Genomic DNA, 20207 nt, shown 5'->3' with positions numbered 1-20207 from the left:
TTTTTGGAATTATTATGATTTTTAAGACTTAGATTTTTTACACAAATAAAATAGATTACAAAAAACCGTTGCTATACTACAAATAATATCTATAAACCTGAATTTATAGTATAAGTCAACTTCTCAAAAAAATAAACAATGGAATTTATAAGCGTAAAACCAACAATTACGTCAGACGACGTAGAAAAATTTGAAAAAGAAGTATTAACCAAATATATGAAAGATTTAAAAAATCCTAGATTTCCTGAAAGTTTTAGAAAGCATGTTGTTGAGATCCATGGAGGAACACCTAAGAAAGATATCTTAATAAATACAGGGAAAAGATTACATTATTACTATACACTGGTAAGGATTAGTTCTCATTTAAGGTCTTGTTATGATTTGTATCCCAAAAAAAACTATGTTGGTTTTGTTTCTGATGGAGGAGGGAATCCTTTTTGTTTTGATTTAACTCCAGGGAAAAATTATGGGAAAATATATTTTTGTCCTATGGATGGAGGTTCTGATTATGAGGAGGTAGCAAAAGACTATGATGAGTTTTTAAGTTTATTAGTGTCTGATGAAGAATATTAATTTTTTGGAATTATTATGATTCCTATTTTCATTCATCACAAAGTTTCTAAAAGGTTGGGAGCTTTGTGATGATTTTTAATACTAATTTAAAAACTATGAACTACACATTTACAGACACTCTTGGGTATGAAGAAGAATACACTAGTTTGAAAAAAAATTAAACAGATATTAAACATTATCACGTTTGAAATCTTATGAGAGAGTTTTAATTATTTTAAAACACACCTTTAGCCCCTCTCAAGAGTAGGGTCGTCATGTTCTTTAAAATATATAATAAAAATCTGGCGCACTTTTGTAAAGTGTGCCCATTGTTTCTAGTATTTGTGCGGTCACGATTTACAAAATCGCGCCAGCGATCATCAAAAATCGATAAATCAAACTAGAACTTGACAGCTCTATCTCTCAAGAGGGGAATTTGATAATCTGTAAATATTTATACTAAATCGTGATATTATCTATTATTTAAAAATGGGTAATTCATAGTACTACGATAAATTAAAAATGGGAGAAATAATAACGTGTTTTACTGCTAAAAAATTTATAGATTCATCAATAATTCAAAGTAAAATAGAAAAATGCTGTAAAAAATTAAAATTCAAAATTAGTAAAAGTAGCAATCATACTTATTCAATCAATCCTTTAGGAACACTTGTATTTATTGAGTTTGATATTTATAGTTTAGACGATTTTTATGATCGATCTTATAATTTAGATTATGGTCTCTTATTTACGATAACGACTAATATGAGAACAGAGGATGAAGTGGATTTATATTTTTATCCTTTAATTTTAGAATTAGTCAATTTTTTTCCAGATGTATTGATTGATGATTTGACTCGAGATGATTATTTAAGAAAAGAAGGTTTATTGTAATTCTTTAATTTGAAGACTAGCATAGGAATATAATTTAAAGATATATTTAAACAGATATATAAAATGAGAGGAATAATAATTTACACCAAAAAAAGTTTTGATAAAAAAGAGGTGTTAATTGAAATTGAGAAATTTGCAATAAAGGATAATTATCAAATAAAAAACATAGAAACCAGATTAGATTTAAGTATTAGAATCATTAAAGATTTTGTTGAAATTAATTTTCATTTTTTTAAAGAAAAAAAACATTTATTTAATATAAATAATGAGGAGTATTTTGCTTATTTAGAGATTGAATATGACACTAAGTTATCTTCGCATGCAAATATTTTAGCAAAGAAAATTATGGAAAAATACTCTGAAGTTTTCATGAGTAATGAAGCATATAGTGATTTCTATAATTATGATGATATAATTAGTGGAAATATACCTGAGTGGTTTAAATAATAATTTATAGCAGATTATAAAAATTGCTTTTTTCTATGTTGTTATGGAATTCACTAAATAAAATTTAAGATTAAATTAATAGATTAAAACGTTATGATAAATTTTTATAGAACAAAAGAACTAATAACATCGGATGATTTAAAAGAGTTTGAACAAAAATTAAACGGGCTAAGACTTCCAGAAGATTTTAAACAATTCATGTTAATCTACAATGGCGGTTCAACACGTGAATTATATAGTATAAAAATAGATGATCATGAAGATGAAGATGATATTCCGTTTGATGGGATTGATCCTCTGCGTGATAATACACAATACGGGCTAAGTTTAGAAGATAGTTTGGAAAATAGAGTAGGTGTCCTACCTGAAACAGATATCTATATAGGAAGTGTTTTAGGAGGTTCTTTATGTATGTCATTAGGGGCGAAACATGGTTCTATATATGCATTTTATGCGGATGAAGAACGTATAGATATTGCTTCTTCTTTTACAGAGTTTTTAGATAGATTGTTTTTATCAAAAGATCAATAAGAGTTTTTTATTATACTAGAATTAAAGAAAATAGTATCCTAAAAAATACCTTTTTCTTTTCTTATAAATTGCTTTAAAAAAACTAAAAAAAATATGATGAACATTCAATATTTAAAATATTATCAAGAGAATTTAGAAAAGATTAATGGAGGAAAATATGTTGTACCTTTTAAAGAAAATTTGGAAACTGAAATTGAAATTCAAATAGGTTATACCTTTCCATTAGCCTATAAAGAGTTTATTTATTTATCTATAGGTCAACCTATGATATGGGATAGTGGAATTAATGGTTGGATATCAGAAGGTGCTGGTTTAAGAAGGCAAAAATATGTTAGAGAAAATTTATTAGAGTATTTTAATTTTAAATTAGATAATTCTTATTGGGTTATTGCAGATTTAGATGGAGGTGAACAATTTTATGCTTTTAAATTTAATGATCCACAAGCTGAAGATCCTGAAAATCCACCGGTTTATTATATGGATGCAGATGAAAAAAAATTTCATTTAATTTTTAAAACTTTTAGTGATTTTATTGTTGGAACAATTAGACCTCAATTATAAAATTTAAAGTTACTTAAAGAGAGTAATATTCTCATAAATACTGTTTTCTTTTCTTAAAAATTGCTTTTAAAAAAAATAAACAAAAATTATGGATGAAAAAAAACATTACCCATCTAAAAAATATGATTGGAGTAAAACAAATGAATTGATAAGACCACAAAAGTCAAGGCATCTTGAAAAAGAATTTACACAAGAAGGGAATTTAACAATGTTAAATGGAAAGCCTTTTAATGGTTTTGAGGTAGAATTAGTTTATAAAGATGGAACTATTGCACGAGAGATAGAGTTTAATGATGGTGAGGCGGAAAGAGGTTGGTCTCCAGAATACTATCCGAATGGAAAATTACAGGAATTATCCTTATCATTTTCTTCTTATGTTGATATCGCTTATTTTTATTTTGATGAAGATGGTACTATTTTGAAAAGATATATTAGTTATACTGAACCTGATATTGTGAAAACCGCTATGGAGTTATTTAATTTTACAGAAGATGAAAAAGATTGGGTAATAAAGCATTATATAGAAGGGTTTAAGGGGCAATGGGATGAAGATATTGACGAGAAGTATTTGAGGTAAAACAAAAAATATGGATGAAAAAAAACATTACCCATCTAAAAAATATGATTGGAGTAAAACAAATGAATTGATAAGACCGCAAAAATCAAGGCATCTTGAAAAAGAATTTACATATGAAGGGAATTTAACAATATTAAATGAAAAGCCTTTTAATGGTTTTAGTGTAGGAGCAGTTTATAAAGACGGAACTATTGCGGAAGAAGATGAATTCAATGATGGGGAAGCAAGAGGTTATTCCCCAGAATATTATCCAAATGGAAAATTACAGGAATTATCCTTAGCTTATTCCGATTATGTTGATATCGCTTATTTTTATTTTGATGAAGATGGTACTATTTTAAAAAGATATATAAGTTATACCGAACCTGATATTGTGAAAACTGCTATGGAGCTATTTCATTTTACAGAAGATGAAAAAGATTGGGTAATAAAGCATTATATAGAAGGATTTAAGGAACAATGGAATGAAGATATTGACGAAAAGTATTTGAGGTAAAATAAAAAAATATGGATGAAAAAAAACATTACCCAACTAAAAAATATGATTGGAGTAAAACAAATGAATTAATAAGACCGCAAAAATCAAGACACCTTGCAAAAGAATTGAAACAAGATGGGAATTTATCAATGCTAAATGGAAAACCTTTTAATGGTTTTAAGGTAGAATTGGTTTATGAAGATGGTACAATTGCTCAAGAAGAAGAATTTAACGATGGAGAGTCAGAAAGAGGTTGGTCACCTGATTATTATCCAAATGGAAAATTAAAAGATATAACTTTATCTTATTCTTCTTATGTTGATATCGCTTATTTTTATTTTGATGAAGATGGTACTATTTTAAAAAGATATATAAGTTATACGGAACCCGATATTGTGAAGACCGCTATGGAGTTATTTAATTTTACAGAAGATGAAAAAGATTGGGTAATAAAGCATTACATAGAAGGGTTTAAGGAACAGTGGGATGAAGATATTGACGAGAAGTATTTGAGGTAAAACAAAAATTATGGATGATAAAAAATACCACCCAACCAAAAAATATGATTGGAGTAAAACAAATGAATTAATAAGACCGCAAAAATCAAGACACCTTGCAAAAGAATTGAAACAAGATGGGAATTTATCAATGCTAAATGGAAAACCTTTTAATGGTTTTAAGGTAGAATTGGTTTATGAAGATGGTACCATTGCACAAGAAGAAGAATTTAATGATGGGGAGCCATCAAGAGGATATTCTTCTGAATACTATCCGAATGGAAAATTACAAGAGTTATCCTTAGCTTATTCCGATTATGTTGATATCGCTTATTTTTATTTTGATGAAGATGGTACTATTTTAAAAAGATATATAAGTTATACGGAACCTGATATTGTGAAAACTGCTATGGAGCTATTTCATTTTACAGAAGATGAAAAAGATTGGGTAATAAAGCATTACATAGAAGGATTTAAGGAACAGTGGGATGAAGATATTGACGAAAAGTATTTGAGGTAAAATAAAAAAATATGGATGAAACAATTAAAGAAATTTTAGACGAATTGATTCTTTTTCTAGAGGAAGGAAAATCAATTAAATATTTAAAAAATGCAGAAACCGTAATAGGAAATAAATATTTAGAAATGGTAGAATATGCGCCAATAAATACATATTTAAGTGTAGCGATTCAAGTAATTTTAGGATGGAGTAGAGATTCTCAAAAAGGATATGCAGCACAAGGTGGTCTTGAATTAGTTGTAAATGATCCGATCACAAATAATATAAGAATTCTTTTTGAAGAATGTCCTGAAATTTCTGAAATATTTTATTTAGGAGATGATTATTTAGGGTGGGCAGAAAATTTAAATAATGAAGTGTTAAATGAAATCAAAAAATATATATTAGATAATTATAAATTAAAAATTTTTAAAGGTTCAGGGAGACGGATTAAACGATAATTTGTTGTGTTAAAAATCCTCCACTTCCGTAAACTTTTAGTTCGTGGCGTATCAGCTACTCAAAAAAACAAAACCAATATTTTTTTAATAGAAGTACTGTTTTTTATGTTTAAATTTTGTGTTATTCAAAAGGATTCGAACGTTAGCGGGTTATCCAGATTTAAAAAAGGCATTAAAATTAAATTAAAAGATGGAAATAAAATATTTAAAAATTGTAGAAGAAAATCCAAATATAGGTATATCAGCAAACATTGGATTTTCAATAGAAAAAATAGAGTTGATAGAGCAGAAATACAATAATGGTAAAAAATTTCCACAAGCGTTACGAGAATTTTTATATTTAGCAGGTGATTATAATGGTTTTGGTTTTGATACATCTGAAGGAATTGAAGATCTTCAAGAAAAAGCAAAAAAAATATTCTCAAAATATGGAAATCACATAGGGCGCCCTTATTTTGTAGTAAGTAAACTTAATGGTTTAGATACAATCAGTTTTATATACCTAGATACTAATGAAGAGGATCCTTTCGTTTACCATTGCGATCCATATTTTGATGAAAAATATGAAGAACAATTTATTTATGCAAGAGCTTGTGAGCTTTCAAAATTAATAAAAAACCATATCGAAATTATAATATCAGAGCAAAAGTATTATAGAAGGAATTAGTTTTTTTATCATATTTTGTGAACTTAAAGTTCGTAGCGTAAATAACAATTAAACCAGTAATTATTTATAGTTACTGGTTTTTTTATGAATAAAAATTAGTGAAATAAACTTATATTTAAAACAAAAAAATAGAATATATCCATCAAAATTCAATAGAATCAAGTTTTGTTTTAGAAGCTATAGAATGGAAGTATTCTAGTGTAAGAAATTATGCTTGTGAAAATTACCTTTTTGAAATTGATATTTAAATACTTTTAATGTTGTTGTGGAAACCACTAAATACAATTTAGCGATAGCGGAGGGTGTTTTAATTAATAATTACGAATTTTAAATTAAGAATATATTTTTTTATGTTTAAAAGGTGTTTTCAATTGTTGTGTGGCACTCGAAAGGATTCGAGCGTTAACAGGGGAAATTCTTTTCAAATTTTTTATATACGTTCGGATAACATATATAGGAAATAGTGTTTTTCTATACATGTTTTGATTATATGTATAGAAAATCGTACTTTTCTATATATGTTCTAAAAAATAATCGAATGAAATATGTAAACTTACCTTTAGCAATAGAGATAGAAAACAAGAAAGTACTGAAAAAGACAGCTGCTGCACGAGCTGCATTAGCAGAATTAAAAGGAACTGCTTTGAGTATTCCAAACGAGCATATTTTGGTGAATACTTTATCTTTACAAGAAGCAAAAGATAGTTCTGCGATAGAGAATATTATTACGACACACGACGAATTGTACCAATCAGATAGTCTTGCAGAAAATTATAAATCATTAGCTTCAAAAGAAATATATCATTATAATACGGCTTTGAAGAGAGGGTATGAAATTGTAAAAGCTACAGGTTTGTTGTTGAATAGAGATATTATAAGGATACAATCCGTCATAAAAGAAAGTAATTCAGGTTTTAGAAAGCAAGCAGGAACTACACTCAAAAATGAGAAAACCCAAGAGGTTATTTATACGCCACCGCAAACTCAAGAAGAAATAATTATTCTGATGTCTAATTTGGAAAAATATATTAATGACGAAATGTTATCCGATGAAGACCCTTTAGTGAAAATGGCAATTATTCATCATCAATTTGAAAGTATTCATCCTTTTTATGATGGAAATGGAAGAGTAGGGAGGATTATTAATATTTTATATTTAGTGAAAGAAGATTTATTAGAAAGTCCTATTTTATATTTAAGTAGATATATCAACCAGCACAAGCAGCAATATTATGCCTTGCTGCAAAAAGTTAGAGATGAAAAAGATTGGGAATCTTGGGTGCTTTTTATTCTAGAAGCAGTGATCGAAACATCAAAACAAACGATTCGTCTGATTCATAAGATTAAAGAATTAATGCTTTTCCATAAAAATAAAATAAGAGAAGAGTTACCAAAAATATACAGCCAAGATCTGCTGAATAATATTTTTAAACATCCATATACCAAAATTCATTTTATGATGGATGAATTAAATGTTTCTAGGATTACGGCAGTAAAATATTTAGAAGAATTAAAGAAAAAAGGAATCTTACATAAAGAAAAAATAGGAAAAGAGAATTTTTATATCAATGTGAAATTATATGAACTTTTATCTTTGCATTAAAGAGTTTAGTTTTGAAAATCAAACCAGTAATTATTTATTTTACTGGTTTTTTTATGTATTAAAACTAGTAAGATAAATTTATATTTGAGGTGAAAAAATGGAGTAGAAATTGCTGTATTGGAAATTATCTTTTTGAAAATGCTATTTAAATATTTGTTGCTTAATAAAATGGATTTAATAGGAAAGGTGTTTCCAATTGTTGTGTGTCACTTGGAAGGATTTGAGCGCTAGCTGGGCGATTGAAGCAGAATTAAAAGATACTTTCAATTATACTAATAAAGTTAAAAACAAATTTGGATAAGATTCAATAAAAATAGAAGGATGAAATTTACAAAAGAACAAATTTTACATAAAGTAAAAGAAATATTAAATGATTTTGATTTAATATTAAATGAGGAAGATTTAAAATTGATTTATAGTAAAAACAAATTAGAAATGAAAATAATGAAGAAGAATTTATTAATGTATGGACACTTCCAATTGAAGAAAAACAAATTTTTGAGTCTTTAGATTTTTTAGTTATTTCAGATAAAACAGGTGAACCTTTGTTTTATCAAACCAAACATAGAGTTTATTTTATAGGTAAAAATAACGATGGAAAGTATTACATTAAAAAATAATATTTAAAGCTTGAAATATTAACTCTATTTTTTGTGTCAAATGTTACTTTTTTACTAAAAATAAATAGTGCTATTTTCTTCTATTTTTTTAATCCGTAATTTCATGTTATTAAAAGAAAAAGTCATGCACAGAGTTTTACTAATCCTATTTTTTATTCCTATTTTATGTTTTTCACAATCAAAAATTTCCAAAGGAGATGTTGTACTTTCTACACAAAAAGATGTAGATAATTTTTCGTATCAAATCATTGAAGGAAATCTTTCTATTTCTGGAAAAGAAATTCATGATTTACAACGATTAAAACTTCTGGAAAGAGTACAAGGTTATATTTTGATTAATAATAATGATAGTCTGAAATCTTTACAAGGCTTGTCAAATCTGAAAAAAGTAGGTGGTTTTTTAGATGTGTATCACAATCCTAGTTTAGAATCTTTGGAAGGCTTAGATAGTTTAGATTCTATTGGCGGATATCTTTATGTTGGTTTAAACAAAAAACTGAAAACTCTGAGAGGAATTCCAAACTTAAAAACGTTGAATAGTTATTTATATATTGAAAAAAATCCTTTGCTAGATTCCATCAATAGTTTTGAAAAATTAGATACGATTTTCGGAAATGTGACGATTTTCAACAATCAAAAATTGAAGAATCTTCGAGGTTTGGAAAATGTAAAACAAATTCAAGGTGATTTGGTGATCAATCAAAATAAATCATTAGCTTCTTTGGATGGTTTAAATAATTTAAAAGAAATTCAAGGAGACTTAAAAATTATGGTTCTTCAAAATATTGTCAATCTTCAAGGAATTTCAAGTTTAAAAACCGTAGGGAAATCTGTGGAAATTTCTTATAATAATCGTCTGAAAAACTTAAAAGGTTTGGATGATTTAAGAGAGGTTGGAAATAAGATTTTAATCCAAACAAATCCGAGTTTAAAAAACATACAAAGCATTGCAAATTTGAAAGGAAAAGGAATTCGAATTATTGTTTCTTACAATCCTTCTTTGACAAATTGTAAGGCACTTTGTATTTTAGAAAAGAAAAAAGTAGAGAAAATTATACTCTATAGAAACAATGAAAACTGCCAAGTTTTGGATTCTATCTGTAAATAATTTCGTTAAAAAAACATGAAAATTACGATTTATACTTTTTTAATTTTATTAACAGTAACTATGTGAATAAGTATTGTTGTTTGTTGGTTTCTTGAAAAAGTTCGCTAAAAAATACTTTTGTTGATAACTTGTTAATAACTGTTGATAACCTTAAGAAACCCATTTTAACAATGCTCAAATTTGCAAAAACAAAAAAAGCATCTACTTTTGTTCCGTTGTTTTCTACATACAACACAAAAAGAAATACATTTAAGTGAAATCAATTAAAGACATACAAAACATTTTTTCAGCACAACTAAATTTAGTTGCAGCTACTGCTATGTCTTTTCGCTTCGATTTCCGACGTCGCCTTTTGGCGTAATATTTTTATGTGATGTTCCGTACATCACCTTTCCAAGATAGAATACCTATATTTTTTTAAAAATTACAGTTTTAACATAGCCCATTTTGTTATGTCTATAATCATAACTAATGCTAGTTCAAAGCACTTGAAGTTTGCTTCGTCAATTTGTAAAATGATGGAAAATGCTTCGAGTGTTAGGGGGACTGGTATTGCCAAACGTGAACCTCATTACATCGAAAAAAAGATGGAAGAAGGAAAAGCTATCATTGCGATTGACAATGATTTAGCTGTCGGATTTTGCTATATCGAGAGTTGGGAAGACCAAGAATATGTAGCAAATTCAGGATTGATAATTCATCCAAAATATCAGAAAAAAGGACTTGCGAAAGCAATTAAGAAGGCAATTTTTGATTTGTCAAAAGAGAAATTTCCTACGGCAAAACTTTTCGGAATTACCACAAGTTTAGCAGTGATGAAAATCAATTCGGATTTAGGTTATAAGCCGGTTACTTTTTCTGAATTAACAAAAGACGAGACATTCTGGAACGGATGTCGGAGCTGCAAAAATTATGACATTTTGAAACGGACAAACCGTACAATGTGTCTTTGCACAGGAATGATTTGCGACTTAAAAACACAACACACAAAACAACACAGCAACGAAGGAAGCAATTCATTGGTCGAGTTTAATTCAATAGAAAATTTAACGAATCTAAATCATGAAAAATAACAAAGTAATCTTAGCATTTAGCGGAGGGTTGGACACTTCCTTTTGCGTAAAATATTTAAAACACGAAAAGAATTTAGATGTTCATTCTGCCATAGTAAATACTGGTGGTTTTTCTAAAAAAGAACTTCAAGAAATTGAGCAAAAAGCTTATTTTTTAGGAGTGAAAACACATAAAACATTAGAACAAACGGAGAATTATTATCAGAAAATCGTGAAATATCTGATTTTTGGAAATGTTCTAAAAAACAATTCTTATCCACTTTCTGTAAGTGCGGAAAGAATTCATCAAGCGATTGCTTTGGCAACTTATGCAAAAGAATCTGGAGCAAAATATATCGCTCATGGAAGTACGGGAGCAGGAAATGATCAAGTGCGTTTTGATTTGATTTTTCAGTTGATCGCTCCAGAAATCGAGATTCTGACACCTATCAGAGATTTAAAACTTTCGAGAAAAGAAGAAATCGATTTTTTAGCAAAACACAATGTTTCGATTCCTTGGGAAAAAGCACAATATTCTATCAATAAAGGGCTTTGGGGAACAAGTGTTGGTGGTGCAGAAACGTTGACTTCTAACCTAACTTTACCTGAAAAAGCTTTTCCAAGTCCATTGCTTAAAACAGAAAATGAGAAAATCATTTTACATTTTGAAAATGGAGAAATCTGTGGAATCAATGATGAAAAAATGTCTGCTGTAAAAGCAATTCAAACCTTGGAAGAAATTGCTAATAAGTTTGCAATTGGTAGAGATATTCATGTTGGCGATACGATTATTGGGATTAAAGGAAGGGTTGGTTTTGAAGCTGCTGCTGCTGCTATTATTATCAAAGCACATCATACTTTGGAGAAGCATACTTTATCAAAATGGCAATTGCATTGGAAAGAGCAATTAGGAAGTTGGTACGGAATGTTTATTCATGACGCACAGTATTTTGAACCTGTAATGCGTTCGATTGAGCAATTTTTGGAACATACACAAAAAACAGTTTCTGGTGCTGTGATGGTAACTTTAAAACCTTATCATTTTACGGTAGACGGCATCGAATCTGACTTTGATTTAATGAAATCAGATTTTGGAGATTATGGTGAAATGAATAAGAATTGGAGAGGAGAAGATGTAAAAGGATTTACCAAAATTATGGCAAATTCGATGAAAATTTATAACAATGTAAATGCTCAGAACTCATGAAAAAAGTAGGAATTGTAGGAAGTAGCGGATATGTTGCAGGAGAGTTAATCAGACTTTTAATAAACCATCCAAATGTAGAAATTGATTTTCTTTTTAGTCATTCAAATTCTGGGAAAAAAGTTGGCGAAATTCATCAAGATTTATTGTTTTCAGACTTAAAATTTTCATCGGAAATTAATCCAAATATTGATGTTCTTTTTCTTTGTTTAGGACATGGAAATTCGAAGAAATTTATAGAAAATCATACTTTTTCAAAACAAACAAAAATTATTGATTTAAGTAATGATTTCCGTTTGAAAGAAGATGCTTTTTTTCAAGATAAAAACTTTGTTTATGGTTTGGTAGATTTTCAGAAAAAGGAAATTAAAAAAGCAGATTTTATTGCAAATCCTGGATGTTTTGCAACTGCGATACAACTTGCTTTGCTTCCTTTGGCTGAAAAGAATTTATTGAAAAAAGATCTTCATATTCATGCGATCACGGGAGCAACTGGAGCTGGACAAAAACTTTCGGAAACTTCACATTTTAGTTGGAGAAATAATAATGTTTCGAGTTATAAAGCTTTTACACATCAGCATCTTGGAGAAATTTCAGAAACCTTGAATTCGCTTCAGAAAGATTTCGATTCGAAGATTCATTTTTTACCAATTCGAGGAGATTTTACAAGAGGAATTTTTGCCAGTATATATCTTGAAACCGATTTAGAATTAGATGCAGTTTTTTCTCTTTTTGAAAACTATTATCAAAAGAGTGAATTTGTTTTTGTTACAAAGCAAAAAGTACATTTAAAACAAGTTGTAAACACAAACAATTGCTTCTTACAACTAGAAAAAATAGACGGAAAAATATTGATTACTTCTGTGATTGATAATTTACTAAAAGGTGCTGCCGGACAAGCAGTGCAAAACATGAATTTATTATTTGATTTTCCTGAGAAAACGGGATTAGAATTGAAAGCCACTTATTTTTAAAAAGTAATCATGAAACATATTTTTGATGTATATCCGAGGTTTGAGATAAACCTTGTGACAGGGAAAGGTACGTTCGTTTTTGACGAAAATGGACAGAAATATTTGGATTTATATGGAGGACATGGCGTGATTTCTATTGGGCATTCACATCCTGTTTTTGTTGAAAATCTGAAAAAACAATTGGACAAAATCAGTTTTTATTCCAACTCGATTTTGATGCCAAAACAAGAAGAACTTGCAGCTGAAATTTTGGAACAATGTAATTATAAAAATTATGAATTATTTTTTTGTAATTGTGGAGCAGAAGCGAATGAAAATGCTTTGAAATTGGCTTCATTTCATACAAAAAAGAAGAAAGTAATTGCTTTTAAAAATAGTTTTCACGGAAGAACTGCGGCAACTTTAAATGTTACTGATAATCCAAATCTTTCGGCTCCAATTAACATAAAAAACTTCGATGTCGAATTTTTAGAACTGAACAATAAAGAGCAGATTGTTCAGGCACTAAAAAAGAGCGATGTTTCTGCTGTTATTCTAGAAGGAATTCAAGGAGTTGGTGGTTTAGATACTCCAACTCCTGAGTTTCTGAAATTTTTGAGAAAAATCACAGAAGAAAAAAATGTCTTGTTGATTTTAGATGAAATTCAAAGCGGATTTGGAAGAACTGGGAAATTCTTTGCACATCAATACGGAGAAATTCAAGCGGATTTAGTAACGATGGCAAAAGGAATGGGAAATGGATTTCCGGTTGCTGGAGTTTTGATTTCTCCAAAAATTAAAGCTAAAAAAGGAATGTTGGGAACTACTTTCGGAGGAAATTATTTGGCTTGTGAAGCTTCGCTTTCTGTTCTAAAAGTTTTGAAAGAAGAAAATATTCTGAATCATGTTTTAGAAATAGAAAAATACTTTTTAGAAGAATTAAAATCTTTAGAAAAAATCAAAAAGATCAAAGGAAAAGGTTTGATGTTGGGAATTGAATTCGATGCGCCAATTTCTGATTTAAGAAAAGAACTATTACAAAAATATCACATTTTCACAGGAGCTTCGGCAAATCCGAATTTATTGAGAATTCTTCCTCCATTAAACATTCAAAAACAAGATTTAGCACTTTTTGTAAAAGCTTTAAAAACTATTTTATCATGAAACAATTCACTTCTGTAAAAGATATCGATTCTTTAGAAGAAATGATTTCTTTAGCCCAAAAAATGAAAGAAAATCCTTTTGTAAATAAGCATTTGGGAGAAAATAAAACTTTAGGATTATTGTTTTTCAATCCAAGTTTGAGAACAAGAATGAGTACGCAAAAAGCTGCGATGAATTTGGGAATGCAAATCATGGTGATGAATGTAAATTCGGATGGTTGGCAGATTGAATTGGAAAACGGAACGGTGATGAATCAAGGGACTTCAGAACATATTAAAGAAGCCGCTGGAGTACTTTCTCAATATTGTGATGTGATTGGAATTAGAGCTTTTGCAAACTTGAAAAATCAACAAGAAGATTATGAAGAAAAAATCTTAAATAAATTTATTGAATTCGCTTCCGTTCCTGTAATTTCTTTGGAAAGTGCCACTAAACATCCATTGCAATCTTTCGCAGATGTTTTGACAATTGAAGAAAATAAAACCAAGAAAAAACCGAAAATTGTTCTGACTTGGGCTCCGCATCCAAAAGCTTTGCCACAAGCTGTTGCCAATTCTTTTGTGGGATGGATCAAAGAAACAGAAGCAGAATTGGTGATTGCAAATCCGAAAGGTTTTGATTTAAATCCAGAGATTACAAAAGGAATTCCTGTCTTGCATAATCAAGAAGAAGCTTTGGAAAATGCTGATTTTGTCTATGTGAAAAATTGGTCTTCGTATGAAGATTATGGGAAAACTTTAGAAGATGAAAATTGGATGTTGACACAAGAAAAAATGGATAAAACCAATCATGGAAAATTCATGCATTGTCTTCCAGTCCGAAGAAATGTAGTGGTTTCGGATGAAGTGATCGATAGTCAAGCTTCTTTGGTTTTAGAGCAAGCAAATAATAGAACTTTTTCAGCGCAAGCTGTTTTATATAAAATACTTCAGGATGGAATTGAAAATAGTTAAAATTGGAGGAAACATTATCAACAACGAGGTTTTATTAGATACTTTTCTTCAAGATTTTTCTGCAATTGACGAACCAAAAATTCTGATTCATGGCGGTGGAAATATTGCTACAAAAATGAATGAAAGTCTTGGGTACGAAACCAAAATGTTTCAGGGAAGGAGAATTACATCTGAAGAAAACTTGGAAGTTGTTACGATGACTTATGCAGGTTTAATCAATAAAAAGATTGTTGCAAAATTGCAGTCTTTTGGTTGTAATTCTCTTGGTTTGTCGGGTGCAGATGGGAAAAGTGTTTTATCCAAAAAAAGAGAAAAAACGCCAATCGATTTTGGTTGGGTTGGTGATGTTGAACAAATAAATTCGGATTTGATTTCCGTTCTTTTAGAGCAAAAAATAACACCTGTATTTTGCGCAATTTCATACGATGCAAATGGTTTTCTACTAAACACAAATGCAGATACCATTGCGTCGGAAATTGCCATTGGAATGAATGAAAAATACGAGTCGGAATTGTATTACTGTTTTGAGAAAAAAGGAGTTTTAAAAAATGTGGAAGATGAGAATTCTTTCTTTAAAACTTTAGACAAAAAAACATTTCAAGACTTAAAAAACAAACAAATTATTCACAATGGAATGTTGCCAAAATTGGAAAACTGTTTTCAGGCTTTAGAGCAAAATGTGCAAAAAGTCTGTGTTGGCAATATTGATTTAGTTAAATTTAATAGTAATGAATTCACTTCCATAATTCTTTAAAAATGATGTATTCAGATATAAAATATTTAGAAGCAGTTGCTTTGCTGAAACAAATGATTGAAACGCCTTCTTTTTCTAAAGAAGAAGCTAAAACAGGAAATTTAATTGAAAATTGGTTGCAAGGTTTTGGTGTAAAAACAAATCGTCTGAAAAATAATATTTGGGCGAAAAATTACCATTTTGATGTAAATAAACCTACGATTTTACTGAACTCACATCATGATACAGTGAAACCAAACAAAGCTTATACAAGAAATCCGTTTGAATCAAAAATTGAAAATGGAAAGTTATTTGGTTTAGGAAGTAATGATGCTGGAGGTTGTGTGGTTTCTTTGTTGACGCTTTTTGTTCATTTTTATAAAAAAGAAAATCTTAACTATAATTTAATCATCGCAATCACTGCCGAAGAGGAAATTTCTGGAGATGATGGAATTAAAAGTTTGTTGCCTTTGCTTCCAGAAATTGATTTTGCGATTGTAGGAGAGCCGACGCAAATGCATTTGGCAATTGCAGAAAAAGGTTTGTTGGTTTTAGATGCGAAAATGGATGGAATTCCAGGACATGCAGCACATGAAAACACAGAAAACCCTATCTATAAGTCATTGGAAGATATTCTTTGGTTTCAAAATTATGAGTTTCTGAAAGTGTCAAAAACTTTAGGAAAAGTAAAAATGAATGTGACGCAAATTCAAGCAGGAAATCAGCATAATATGGTTCCAGCAATTTGTGAATTTGTAGTAGATGTTCGTGTGAATGACTGTTATACAAATGAAGAAGTTTTTAAAATAATTGATGAAAATACCAAAAGCGAAATTACTGCCAGATCGTTTAAGTTGAATTCTTCTTCTATTTCCGAAAATCATCCGATTGTGCGAGCAGGAATTGAAATTGGTAGAGAAACTTATGGATCTCCAACCATTTCAGATCAGACATTTTTGAAATGCCCTTCTTTGAAATTAGGACCAGGAAATTCGACACGATCACACAGTGCGGATGAATTTATTTATGTAAAAGAGATTGAAGAGGGAATCGATATTTATATCGAATTATTAAGTAAGATTTTAATTTAAGAAGATGAAACTTTGGGCGAAAGGATATGCAACTGAAAATATTGTAGAAAAATTTACAGTTGGAAATGATAGAATTTTAGATGAAAAACTAGCAAAATTTGATGTTTTAGGAAATATCGCACATGCGAAAATGCTGTGTAAAATAGGGATTTTATCAAAAGAAGAATTGACAAAAATTTTAGATGGTTTAAAAATTATTCAAACACAAATTGAAAATGGAAACTTTGAAATAGAAGAGCAATTTGAAGATGTGCATTCTAAAATTGAATTTGAACTGGTGAAATTAATTGGAGAAGCAGGAAAGAAAATTCATACGGCAAGATCTAGAAATGATCAGGTTTTGGTGGATTTACATTTATATGTGAAAGAAGAAATTTCGGAGATTAAATCGCTTACAAAAAAGCTGTTTTATACTTTGATTTCTTTAGCAGAAAAGCATAAAAAACAATTACTTCCAGGATATACGCATATGCAAATTGCGATGCCATCTTCTTTTGGTTTGTGGTTTTCGAGTTATGCAGAAAGTTTGGTAGATGATCTACTTTTTCTAAATACAGTTTATCAAATTTCAGATCAAAATCCGCTTGGTTCGGCTGCTGGTTATGGTTCTTCTTTTCCTATTGATAGAAAAATGACTACCGAATTATTGGAATTTGAAACGATGAAATATAATGTTGTTGCAGCGCAAATGAGTAGAGGGAAATTGGAAAAATCAATAGGTTTTTCGATTGCTTCACTTGCAGGAACACTTTCTAAATTCGCTTCGGATGTTTGTTTGTATATGAGTCAGAATTTTAATTTTATTTCTTTTCCAAAAGAATTGACAACTGGATCGAGTATTATGCCACACAAGCAAAATCCAGATGTTTTTGAATTAATAAGAGCAAAATGTAATAAGCTGCAAAATATTCCATCAGAAATTATGATGATTACGAATAATTTGACAAGTGGCTATCATAGAGATTTTCAACTTTTGAAAGAAAATTTGATGTTTAGTATCGATGAAATCAAAGAAGTTTTGGAAGTAACTGAATTTATGTTGCAAAATATTCAGGTGAAAGATTCGATTTTGGAAAATGAAATGTACGATTATTTATATAGTGTAGAAGAAGTCAATAAAATGGTTTTGAATGGAATTTCTTTCAGAGATGCATATCAGATTTTAGGAAAAGAAATTTTGGAAGGAAATTTTAAACCAACAAAAGAAATAAATCATACACATGAAGGAAGTATCGGGAATTTGTGTTTGGAGGAAATTGTTGAGAAGTTTGAGAAAGTTTTTTAAAGTATTTAATTCAAAATATTCTTTTCTTATATTTCATATCTAACTAATCATGAAAATGAAAAAATATTTTTATCTATTAATTTTAGTTTTATTATTTGTAAACTGTTCAGAGAATAACAATCATATTCAGATGAAACCAAAAGGTATATATGAAGAATATGAAATAATAAAAGTAGGATCTGATACTATTTATTATTTCCCGAATGATACAATGATTGGGAAAGAATATATTTTGGAATCAAAATAGTTTTTAAACAAAAAACGGAAAAGAAATAAGATTTTAAAACACTAAAATATGTTTACCTTTGAAACGTTTTGCAGGTAGAAAAATGTAAAACTTTATCATTGACAAAAAACTAAACCAACGAAATGAAATCTTTAAAAGATCAGATTGGAAGAGAAATAACTTTAGAAAATACACCAAAACGCATCGTAACATTAGTACCATCTCAGACAGAATTATTATATGATATGGGATTGGAAGATGAAATAGTAGGGATTACAAAATTTTGTGTACATCCGTTTCATTTTAAGTCTACAAAAAAAATAGTAGGAGGGACTAAGAAAGTACATTATGATAAAATTCGAGATTTAAATCCAGATTTTATTTTGTGTAATAAAGAAGAAAATGCGCAAGATATGCTGGAAGAATTGGAGAAAATAGCTCCAGTTTATTTTTCGGATGTAAAAACTATTGAGGATTCTCTGAATTTGATTACGGATCTTGGTGAACTTCTGGATAGAAGATTTGAGGCGACGAAAATTGTTTCCAAAATCAATTTCCATTTGAATGATTTTAAAGAATTCATGAAGACACAGCCTGAGCGAAAAGCAGCTTATTTTATTTGGGCAAAACCTTGGATGGTTGCAGGAGAAGACACTTTTATCAACGAAATCATGAAGTTGAATAAATTTAAAAATATTTATGAAACAAAAGGAAGATATCCGGAAGTTGAAATAAAGAAAATTCGATTAGAAGGAGATCCGGAAGTTGTAATGCTTTCTTCAGAACCATTTCCTTTTAAAGACGAACACGCCTTTGAATTAGGGAGATTTACGCATCATGGGAAAACTGTTTTTGTGGATGGAGAAATGTTTTCTTGGTTTGGTTCTAGGATGATCAAATCTTTTTCGTATTTTAAGCAAATACATGAAAGACTAACAATTAGAGAAAAATAATTATCTTCGTCTTTGATAAATATCATAGAAATAAAACTATAATAAGGATACTTTTGCTCCCGAATTTTAATTCAAGAGTGATAGCTTTTTAATTTGTAGATGATTAATTCTTTTCCCCAAGATTACTGAATTAAGAAAAACATTATTTATTCAAAAATTATAAGTTCTACAAATTAGGAAATAAAAAAGAGGCTTTTTTTAGCCTCTTTTTTTATGTTTTAATATATGCTTGAAAACCTTCTCCGGGTGCAGTTTTGTATGAAAAATCAGCATTGATTAATTCTGCTCTACTCATAATATTACTCATCCCAAGGCCTTTTGCTTTTTCTGTTTCTTTAGAGTCAAAACCTATTCCATCATCTTTGTACATAATATCAATAGATTCTTTTGTGTTGGATGAAATTTTGATTAAAATATTTCCAGCCTCTCCGTGTCGAATAGAATTGTTTACCATCTCTTGAAACATTCTATAAATATTTAATTCAAAATTAGAATTCAATTGCTTGTTTTCATAATCAAGAATTTGAATAATTTCCACTTGATTACTATTATTAAACTCCTCTTGCATCTGTTCTAGCGCAGTTTTTAGACCAAATTTCTCTAAAACTGGAGGTAATAAACCATGAGCTAACTTTCTTGAACAATCAATTGTTTTGTCAATTGTACTTATTGCAGTAAGAATTTGTGTATTCGTTACTTCAGGATTTTGCATATTATACGATTGTAAATTTAGCTTCACAGCATTTAACGTGGAACTAACTTCATCGTGTAAATCTTTTGCAATACGTTTACGTTCTTTTTCCTGAGTAAGAATAGTTTGGTGTAGAATCTTGGTTTTGTGTTCTACTTTTATTTTCTCCTTATCTAACTGCTCTTTTAAGATTTTTTTTCTAGATAAAAAGAAAAAGACTACAACCAAAGTAGATAATAATAAGATGAAAACAATACTACCAATAATGATAGTAAGCAGGTGTTCTTCGAGGGCTTGGTTAGTAATCATATTTAATGTGGGTTAAAAAGTAAATATAAAGAGATTAAATGTAAGTAATTATATTAAAGTGAGAAAAATATCAAAAATTCATGAAAAAATAACTAATA

At 29.1% G+C, this 20207-nt stretch carries 25 protein-coding genes; 24 read left to right on the top strand and 1 reads right to left on the bottom strand.

Annotated features, from left to right (window positions below):
* The first annotated feature begins 138 nt into the window (after nt 1-138).
* The 24 genes from I0K12_RS03005 to I0K12_RS02890 all read left to right on the top strand — a co-directional run bounded on the left by I0K12_RS03005 (nt 139) and on the right by I0K12_RS02890 (nt 19109).
* Nucleotides 139-573: an SMI1/KNR4 family protein gene (locus tag I0K12_RS03005; RefSeq protein ID WP_196885411.1), complete on the top strand. Its 435-nt coding sequence runs from the start codon at nt 139-141 to the stop codon at nt 571-573.
* 501 nt (nt 574-1074) lie between these two features.
* Nucleotides 1075-1446 carry a hypothetical protein gene (locus I0K12_RS03000; protein ID WP_196885410.1) on the top strand — a complete coding sequence of 124 codons (372 nt, stop codon included), beginning with the start codon at nt 1075-1077 and terminating at the stop codon, nt 1444-1446.
* A gap of 63 nt (nt 1447-1509) precedes the next feature.
* Nucleotides 1510-1893 (top strand): hypothetical protein, encoded by a 384-nt coding sequence (locus I0K12_RS02995; protein ID WP_196885409.1) that lies wholly within the window; start codon nt 1510-1512, stop codon nt 1891-1893.
* A gap of 93 nt (nt 1894-1986) precedes the next feature.
* Complete coding sequence (locus I0K12_RS02990; protein ID WP_196885408.1) at nt 1987-2424, top strand: SMI1/KNR4 family protein; 438 nt, start codon at nt 1987-1989, stop codon at nt 2422-2424.
* Between the two features lie 93 nt (nt 2425-2517).
* Nucleotides 2518-2985 carry an SMI1/KNR4 family protein gene (locus tag I0K12_RS02985; protein ID WP_196885407.1) on the top strand — a complete coding sequence of 156 codons (468 nt, stop codon included), beginning with the start codon at nt 2518-2520 and terminating at the stop codon, nt 2983-2985.
* Nucleotides 2986-3073: 88 nt separating this feature from the next.
* On the top strand, nt 3074-3562 hold the full coding sequence (locus I0K12_RS02980; protein WP_196885406.1) for a hypothetical protein: 489 nt from the start codon (nt 3074-3076) through the stop codon (nt 3560-3562).
* A 10-nt stretch (nt 3563-3572) separates the two neighbouring features.
* The gene (locus tag I0K12_RS02975) at nt 3573-4058 is read left to right on the top strand and encodes a hypothetical protein (RefSeq protein WP_196885405.1); all 486 of its coding nucleotides are present in this window, start codon (nt 3573-3575) and stop codon (nt 4056-4058) included.
* A gap of 11 nt (nt 4059-4069) precedes the next feature.
* Nucleotides 4070-4558: a hypothetical protein gene (locus tag I0K12_RS02970; RefSeq protein ID WP_196885404.1), complete on the top strand. Its 489-nt coding sequence runs from the start codon at nt 4070-4072 to the stop codon at nt 4556-4558.
* A 10-nt stretch (nt 4559-4568) separates the two neighbouring features.
* The gene (locus tag I0K12_RS02965) at nt 4569-5057 is read left to right on the top strand and encodes a hypothetical protein (RefSeq protein ID WP_196885403.1); all 489 of its coding nucleotides are present in this window, start codon (nt 4569-4571) and stop codon (nt 5055-5057) included.
* A gap of 11 nt (nt 5058-5068) precedes the next feature.
* Complete coding sequence (locus I0K12_RS02960; protein ID WP_196885402.1) at nt 5069-5497, top strand: hypothetical protein; 429 nt, start codon at nt 5069-5071, stop codon at nt 5495-5497.
* Between the two features lie 190 nt (nt 5498-5687).
* Entirely contained in the window at nt 5688-6164 is a 477-nt protein-coding gene (locus tag I0K12_RS02955) for a hypothetical protein (RefSeq protein WP_196885401.1), read from the top strand.
* 538 nt (nt 6165-6702) lie between these two features.
* Nucleotides 6703-7767 carry a Fic family protein gene (locus tag I0K12_RS02950; RefSeq protein ID WP_196885400.1) on the top strand — a complete coding sequence of 355 codons (1065 nt, stop codon included), beginning with the start codon at nt 6703-6705 and terminating at the stop codon, nt 7765-7767.
* A 321-nt stretch (nt 7768-8088) separates the two neighbouring features.
* Nucleotides 8089-8277: a hypothetical protein gene (locus I0K12_RS02945; protein ID WP_196885399.1), complete on the top strand. Its 189-nt coding sequence runs from the start codon at nt 8089-8091 to the stop codon at nt 8275-8277.
* A 234-nt stretch (nt 8278-8511) separates the two neighbouring features.
* Nucleotides 8512-9495, top strand: a complete 984-nt coding sequence (locus I0K12_RS02940; RefSeq protein WP_196885398.1) for a hypothetical protein — start codon at nt 8512-8514, stop codon at nt 9493-9495.
* Between the two features lie 452 nt (nt 9496-9947).
* Nucleotides 9948-10568, top strand: a complete 621-nt coding sequence (locus tag I0K12_RS02935) for a GNAT family N-acetyltransferase (RefSeq protein ID WP_196885397.1) — start codon at nt 9948-9950, stop codon at nt 10566-10568.
* The gene (locus tag I0K12_RS02930) at nt 10558-11754 is read left to right on the top strand and encodes an argininosuccinate synthase (RefSeq protein WP_196885396.1); all 1197 of its coding nucleotides are present in this window, start codon (nt 10558-10560) and stop codon (nt 11752-11754) included. The genes I0K12_RS02935 and I0K12_RS02930 overlap by 11 nt, the downstream gene beginning before the upstream one ends.
* Nucleotides 11751-12725: an N-acetyl-gamma-glutamyl-phosphate reductase gene (gene argC, locus I0K12_RS02925; protein WP_196885395.1), complete on the top strand. Its 975-nt coding sequence runs from the start codon at nt 11751-11753 to the stop codon at nt 12723-12725. The genes I0K12_RS02930 and argC overlap by 4 nt, the downstream gene beginning before the upstream one ends.
* 9 nt (nt 12726-12734) lie before the next feature.
* Entirely contained in the window at nt 12735-13868 is a 1134-nt protein-coding gene (locus tag I0K12_RS02920; protein ID WP_196885394.1) for an aspartate aminotransferase family protein, read from the top strand.
* The gene (locus I0K12_RS02915; RefSeq protein ID WP_196885393.1) at nt 13865-14821 is read left to right on the top strand and encodes an N-acetylornithine carbamoyltransferase; all 957 of its coding nucleotides are present in this window, start codon (nt 13865-13867) and stop codon (nt 14819-14821) included. Before I0K12_RS02920 ends, I0K12_RS02915 begins: the two co-directional genes overlap by 4 nt.
* Nucleotides 14802-15575 (top strand): acetylglutamate kinase, encoded by a 774-nt coding sequence (gene argB / locus I0K12_RS02910; protein WP_196885392.1) that lies wholly within the window; start codon nt 14802-14804, stop codon nt 15573-15575. Before I0K12_RS02915 ends, argB begins: the two co-directional genes overlap by 20 nt.
* A gap of 2 nt (nt 15576-15577) precedes the next feature.
* Entirely contained in the window at nt 15578-16645 is a 1068-nt protein-coding gene (locus tag I0K12_RS02905) for a M20 family metallo-hydrolase (RefSeq protein WP_231372687.1), read from the top strand.
* Nucleotides 16646-16649: 4 nt separating this feature from the next.
* On the top strand, nt 16650-17930 hold the full coding sequence (gene argH / locus I0K12_RS02900) for an argininosuccinate lyase (protein WP_196885391.1): 1281 nt from the start codon (nt 16650-16652) through the stop codon (nt 17928-17930).
* A gap of 55 nt (nt 17931-17985) precedes the next feature.
* Nucleotides 17986-18177 carry a hypothetical protein gene (locus tag I0K12_RS02895; RefSeq protein WP_196885390.1) on the top strand — a complete coding sequence of 64 codons (192 nt, stop codon included), beginning with the start codon at nt 17986-17988 and terminating at the stop codon, nt 18175-18177.
* Nucleotides 18178-18299: 122 nt separating this feature from the next.
* Nucleotides 18300-19109 (top strand): ABC transporter substrate-binding protein, encoded by an 810-nt coding sequence (locus tag I0K12_RS02890; RefSeq protein ID WP_196885389.1) that lies wholly within the window; start codon nt 18300-18302, stop codon nt 19107-19109.
* Between the two features lie 211 nt (nt 19110-19320).
* On the opposite strand, the gene I0K12_RS02885 is transcribed toward I0K12_RS02890, so the two are convergent.
* Complete coding sequence (locus tag I0K12_RS02885) at nt 19321-20109, bottom strand: sensor histidine kinase (protein WP_196885388.1); 789 nt, start codon at nt 20107-20109, stop codon at nt 19321-19323.
* Between the last annotated feature and the right edge of the window lie 98 nt (nt 20110-20207).

Origin of the sequence: Aureivirga sp. CE67, from assembly GCF_015767245.1 — a bacterium.
In the GTDB taxonomy this organism is placed as follows: Bacteria; Bacteroidota; Bacteroidia; order Flavobacteriales; family Flavobacteriaceae; genus Aureivirga.
The sequence above is the reverse complement of the archived record's forward strand: the minus strand, read 5'-3'. Positions and strand labels throughout refer to the sequence as shown.

Excerpts from the sequence above, each read along its gene's own strand:
- I0K12_RS02950 (WP_196885400.1), top strand. The coding sequence starts at position 6,703 with ATGAAATATGTAAACTTACCTTTAGCAATAGAGATAGAAAACAAGAAA.
- I0K12_RS03005 (WP_196885411.1), top strand. The coding sequence starts at position 139 with ATGGAATTTATAAGCGTAAAACCAACAATTACGTCAGACGACGTAGAA.
- I0K12_RS02905 (WP_231372687.1), top strand. The coding sequence starts at position 15,578 with ATGATGTATTCAGATATAAAATATTTAGAAGCAGTTGCTTTGCTGAAA.
- I0K12_RS02985 (WP_196885407.1), top strand. The coding sequence starts at position 2,518 with ATGATGAACATTCAATATTTAAAATATTATCAAGAGAATTTAGAAAAG.
- I0K12_RS02935 (WP_196885397.1), top strand. The coding sequence starts at position 9,948 with ATGTCTATAATCATAACTAATGCTAGTTCAAAGCACTTGAAGTTTGCT.
- argH (WP_196885391.1), top strand. The coding sequence starts at position 16,650 with ATGAAACTTTGGGCGAAAGGATATGCAACTGAAAATATTGTAGAAAAA.
- argB (WP_196885392.1), top strand. The coding sequence starts at position 14,802 with ATGGAATTGAAAATAGTTAAAATTGGAGGAAACATTATCAACAACGAG.
- I0K12_RS02915 (WP_196885393.1), top strand. The coding sequence starts at position 13,865 with ATGAAACAATTCACTTCTGTAAAAGATATCGATTCTTTAGAAGAAATG.
- I0K12_RS02970 (WP_196885404.1), top strand. The coding sequence starts at position 4,070 with ATGGATGAAAAAAAACATTACCCAACTAAAAAATATGATTGGAGTAAA.
- I0K12_RS02920 (WP_196885394.1), top strand. The coding sequence starts at position 12,735 with ATGAAACATATTTTTGATGTATATCCGAGGTTTGAGATAAACCTTGTG.
- I0K12_RS02955 (WP_196885401.1), top strand. The coding sequence starts at position 5,688 with ATGGAAATAAAATATTTAAAAATTGTAGAAGAAAATCCAAATATAGGT.
- I0K12_RS02940 (WP_196885398.1), top strand. The coding sequence starts at position 8,512 with ATGCACAGAGTTTTACTAATCCTATTTTTTATTCCTATTTTATGTTTT.
- I0K12_RS02995 (WP_196885409.1), top strand. The coding sequence starts at position 1,510 with ATGAGAGGAATAATAATTTACACCAAAAAAAGTTTTGATAAAAAAGAG.
- I0K12_RS02895 (WP_196885390.1), top strand. The coding sequence starts at position 17,986 with ATGAAAAAATATTTTTATCTATTAATTTTAGTTTTATTATTTGTAAAC.
- I0K12_RS02990 (WP_196885408.1), top strand. The coding sequence starts at position 1,987 with ATGATAAATTTTTATAGAACAAAAGAACTAATAACATCGGATGATTTA.
- I0K12_RS02975 (WP_196885405.1), top strand. The coding sequence starts at position 3,573 with ATGGATGAAAAAAAACATTACCCATCTAAAAAATATGATTGGAGTAAA.
- I0K12_RS02960 (WP_196885402.1), top strand. The coding sequence starts at position 5,069 with ATGGATGAAACAATTAAAGAAATTTTAGACGAATTGATTCTTTTTCTA.
- I0K12_RS02945 (WP_196885399.1), top strand. The coding sequence starts at position 8,089 with ATGAAATTTACAAAAGAACAAATTTTACATAAAGTAAAAGAAATATTA.
- argC (WP_196885395.1), top strand. The coding sequence starts at position 11,751 with ATGAAAAAAGTAGGAATTGTAGGAAGTAGCGGATATGTTGCAGGAGAG.
- I0K12_RS02885 (WP_196885388.1), bottom strand. The coding sequence starts at position 20,109 with ATGATTACTAACCAAGCCCTCGAAGAACACCTGCTTACTATCATTATT.
- I0K12_RS02980 (WP_196885406.1), top strand. The coding sequence starts at position 3,074 with ATGGATGAAAAAAAACATTACCCATCTAAAAAATATGATTGGAGTAAA.
- I0K12_RS02965 (WP_196885403.1), top strand. The coding sequence starts at position 4,569 with ATGGATGATAAAAAATACCACCCAACCAAAAAATATGATTGGAGTAAA.
- I0K12_RS03000 (WP_196885410.1), top strand. The coding sequence starts at position 1,075 with ATGGGAGAAATAATAACGTGTTTTACTGCTAAAAAATTTATAGATTCA.
- I0K12_RS02890 (WP_196885389.1), top strand. The coding sequence starts at position 18,300 with ATGAAATCTTTAAAAGATCAGATTGGAAGAGAAATAACTTTAGAAAAT.
- I0K12_RS02930 (WP_196885396.1), top strand. The coding sequence starts at position 10,558 with ATGAAAAATAACAAAGTAATCTTAGCATTTAGCGGAGGGTTGGACACT.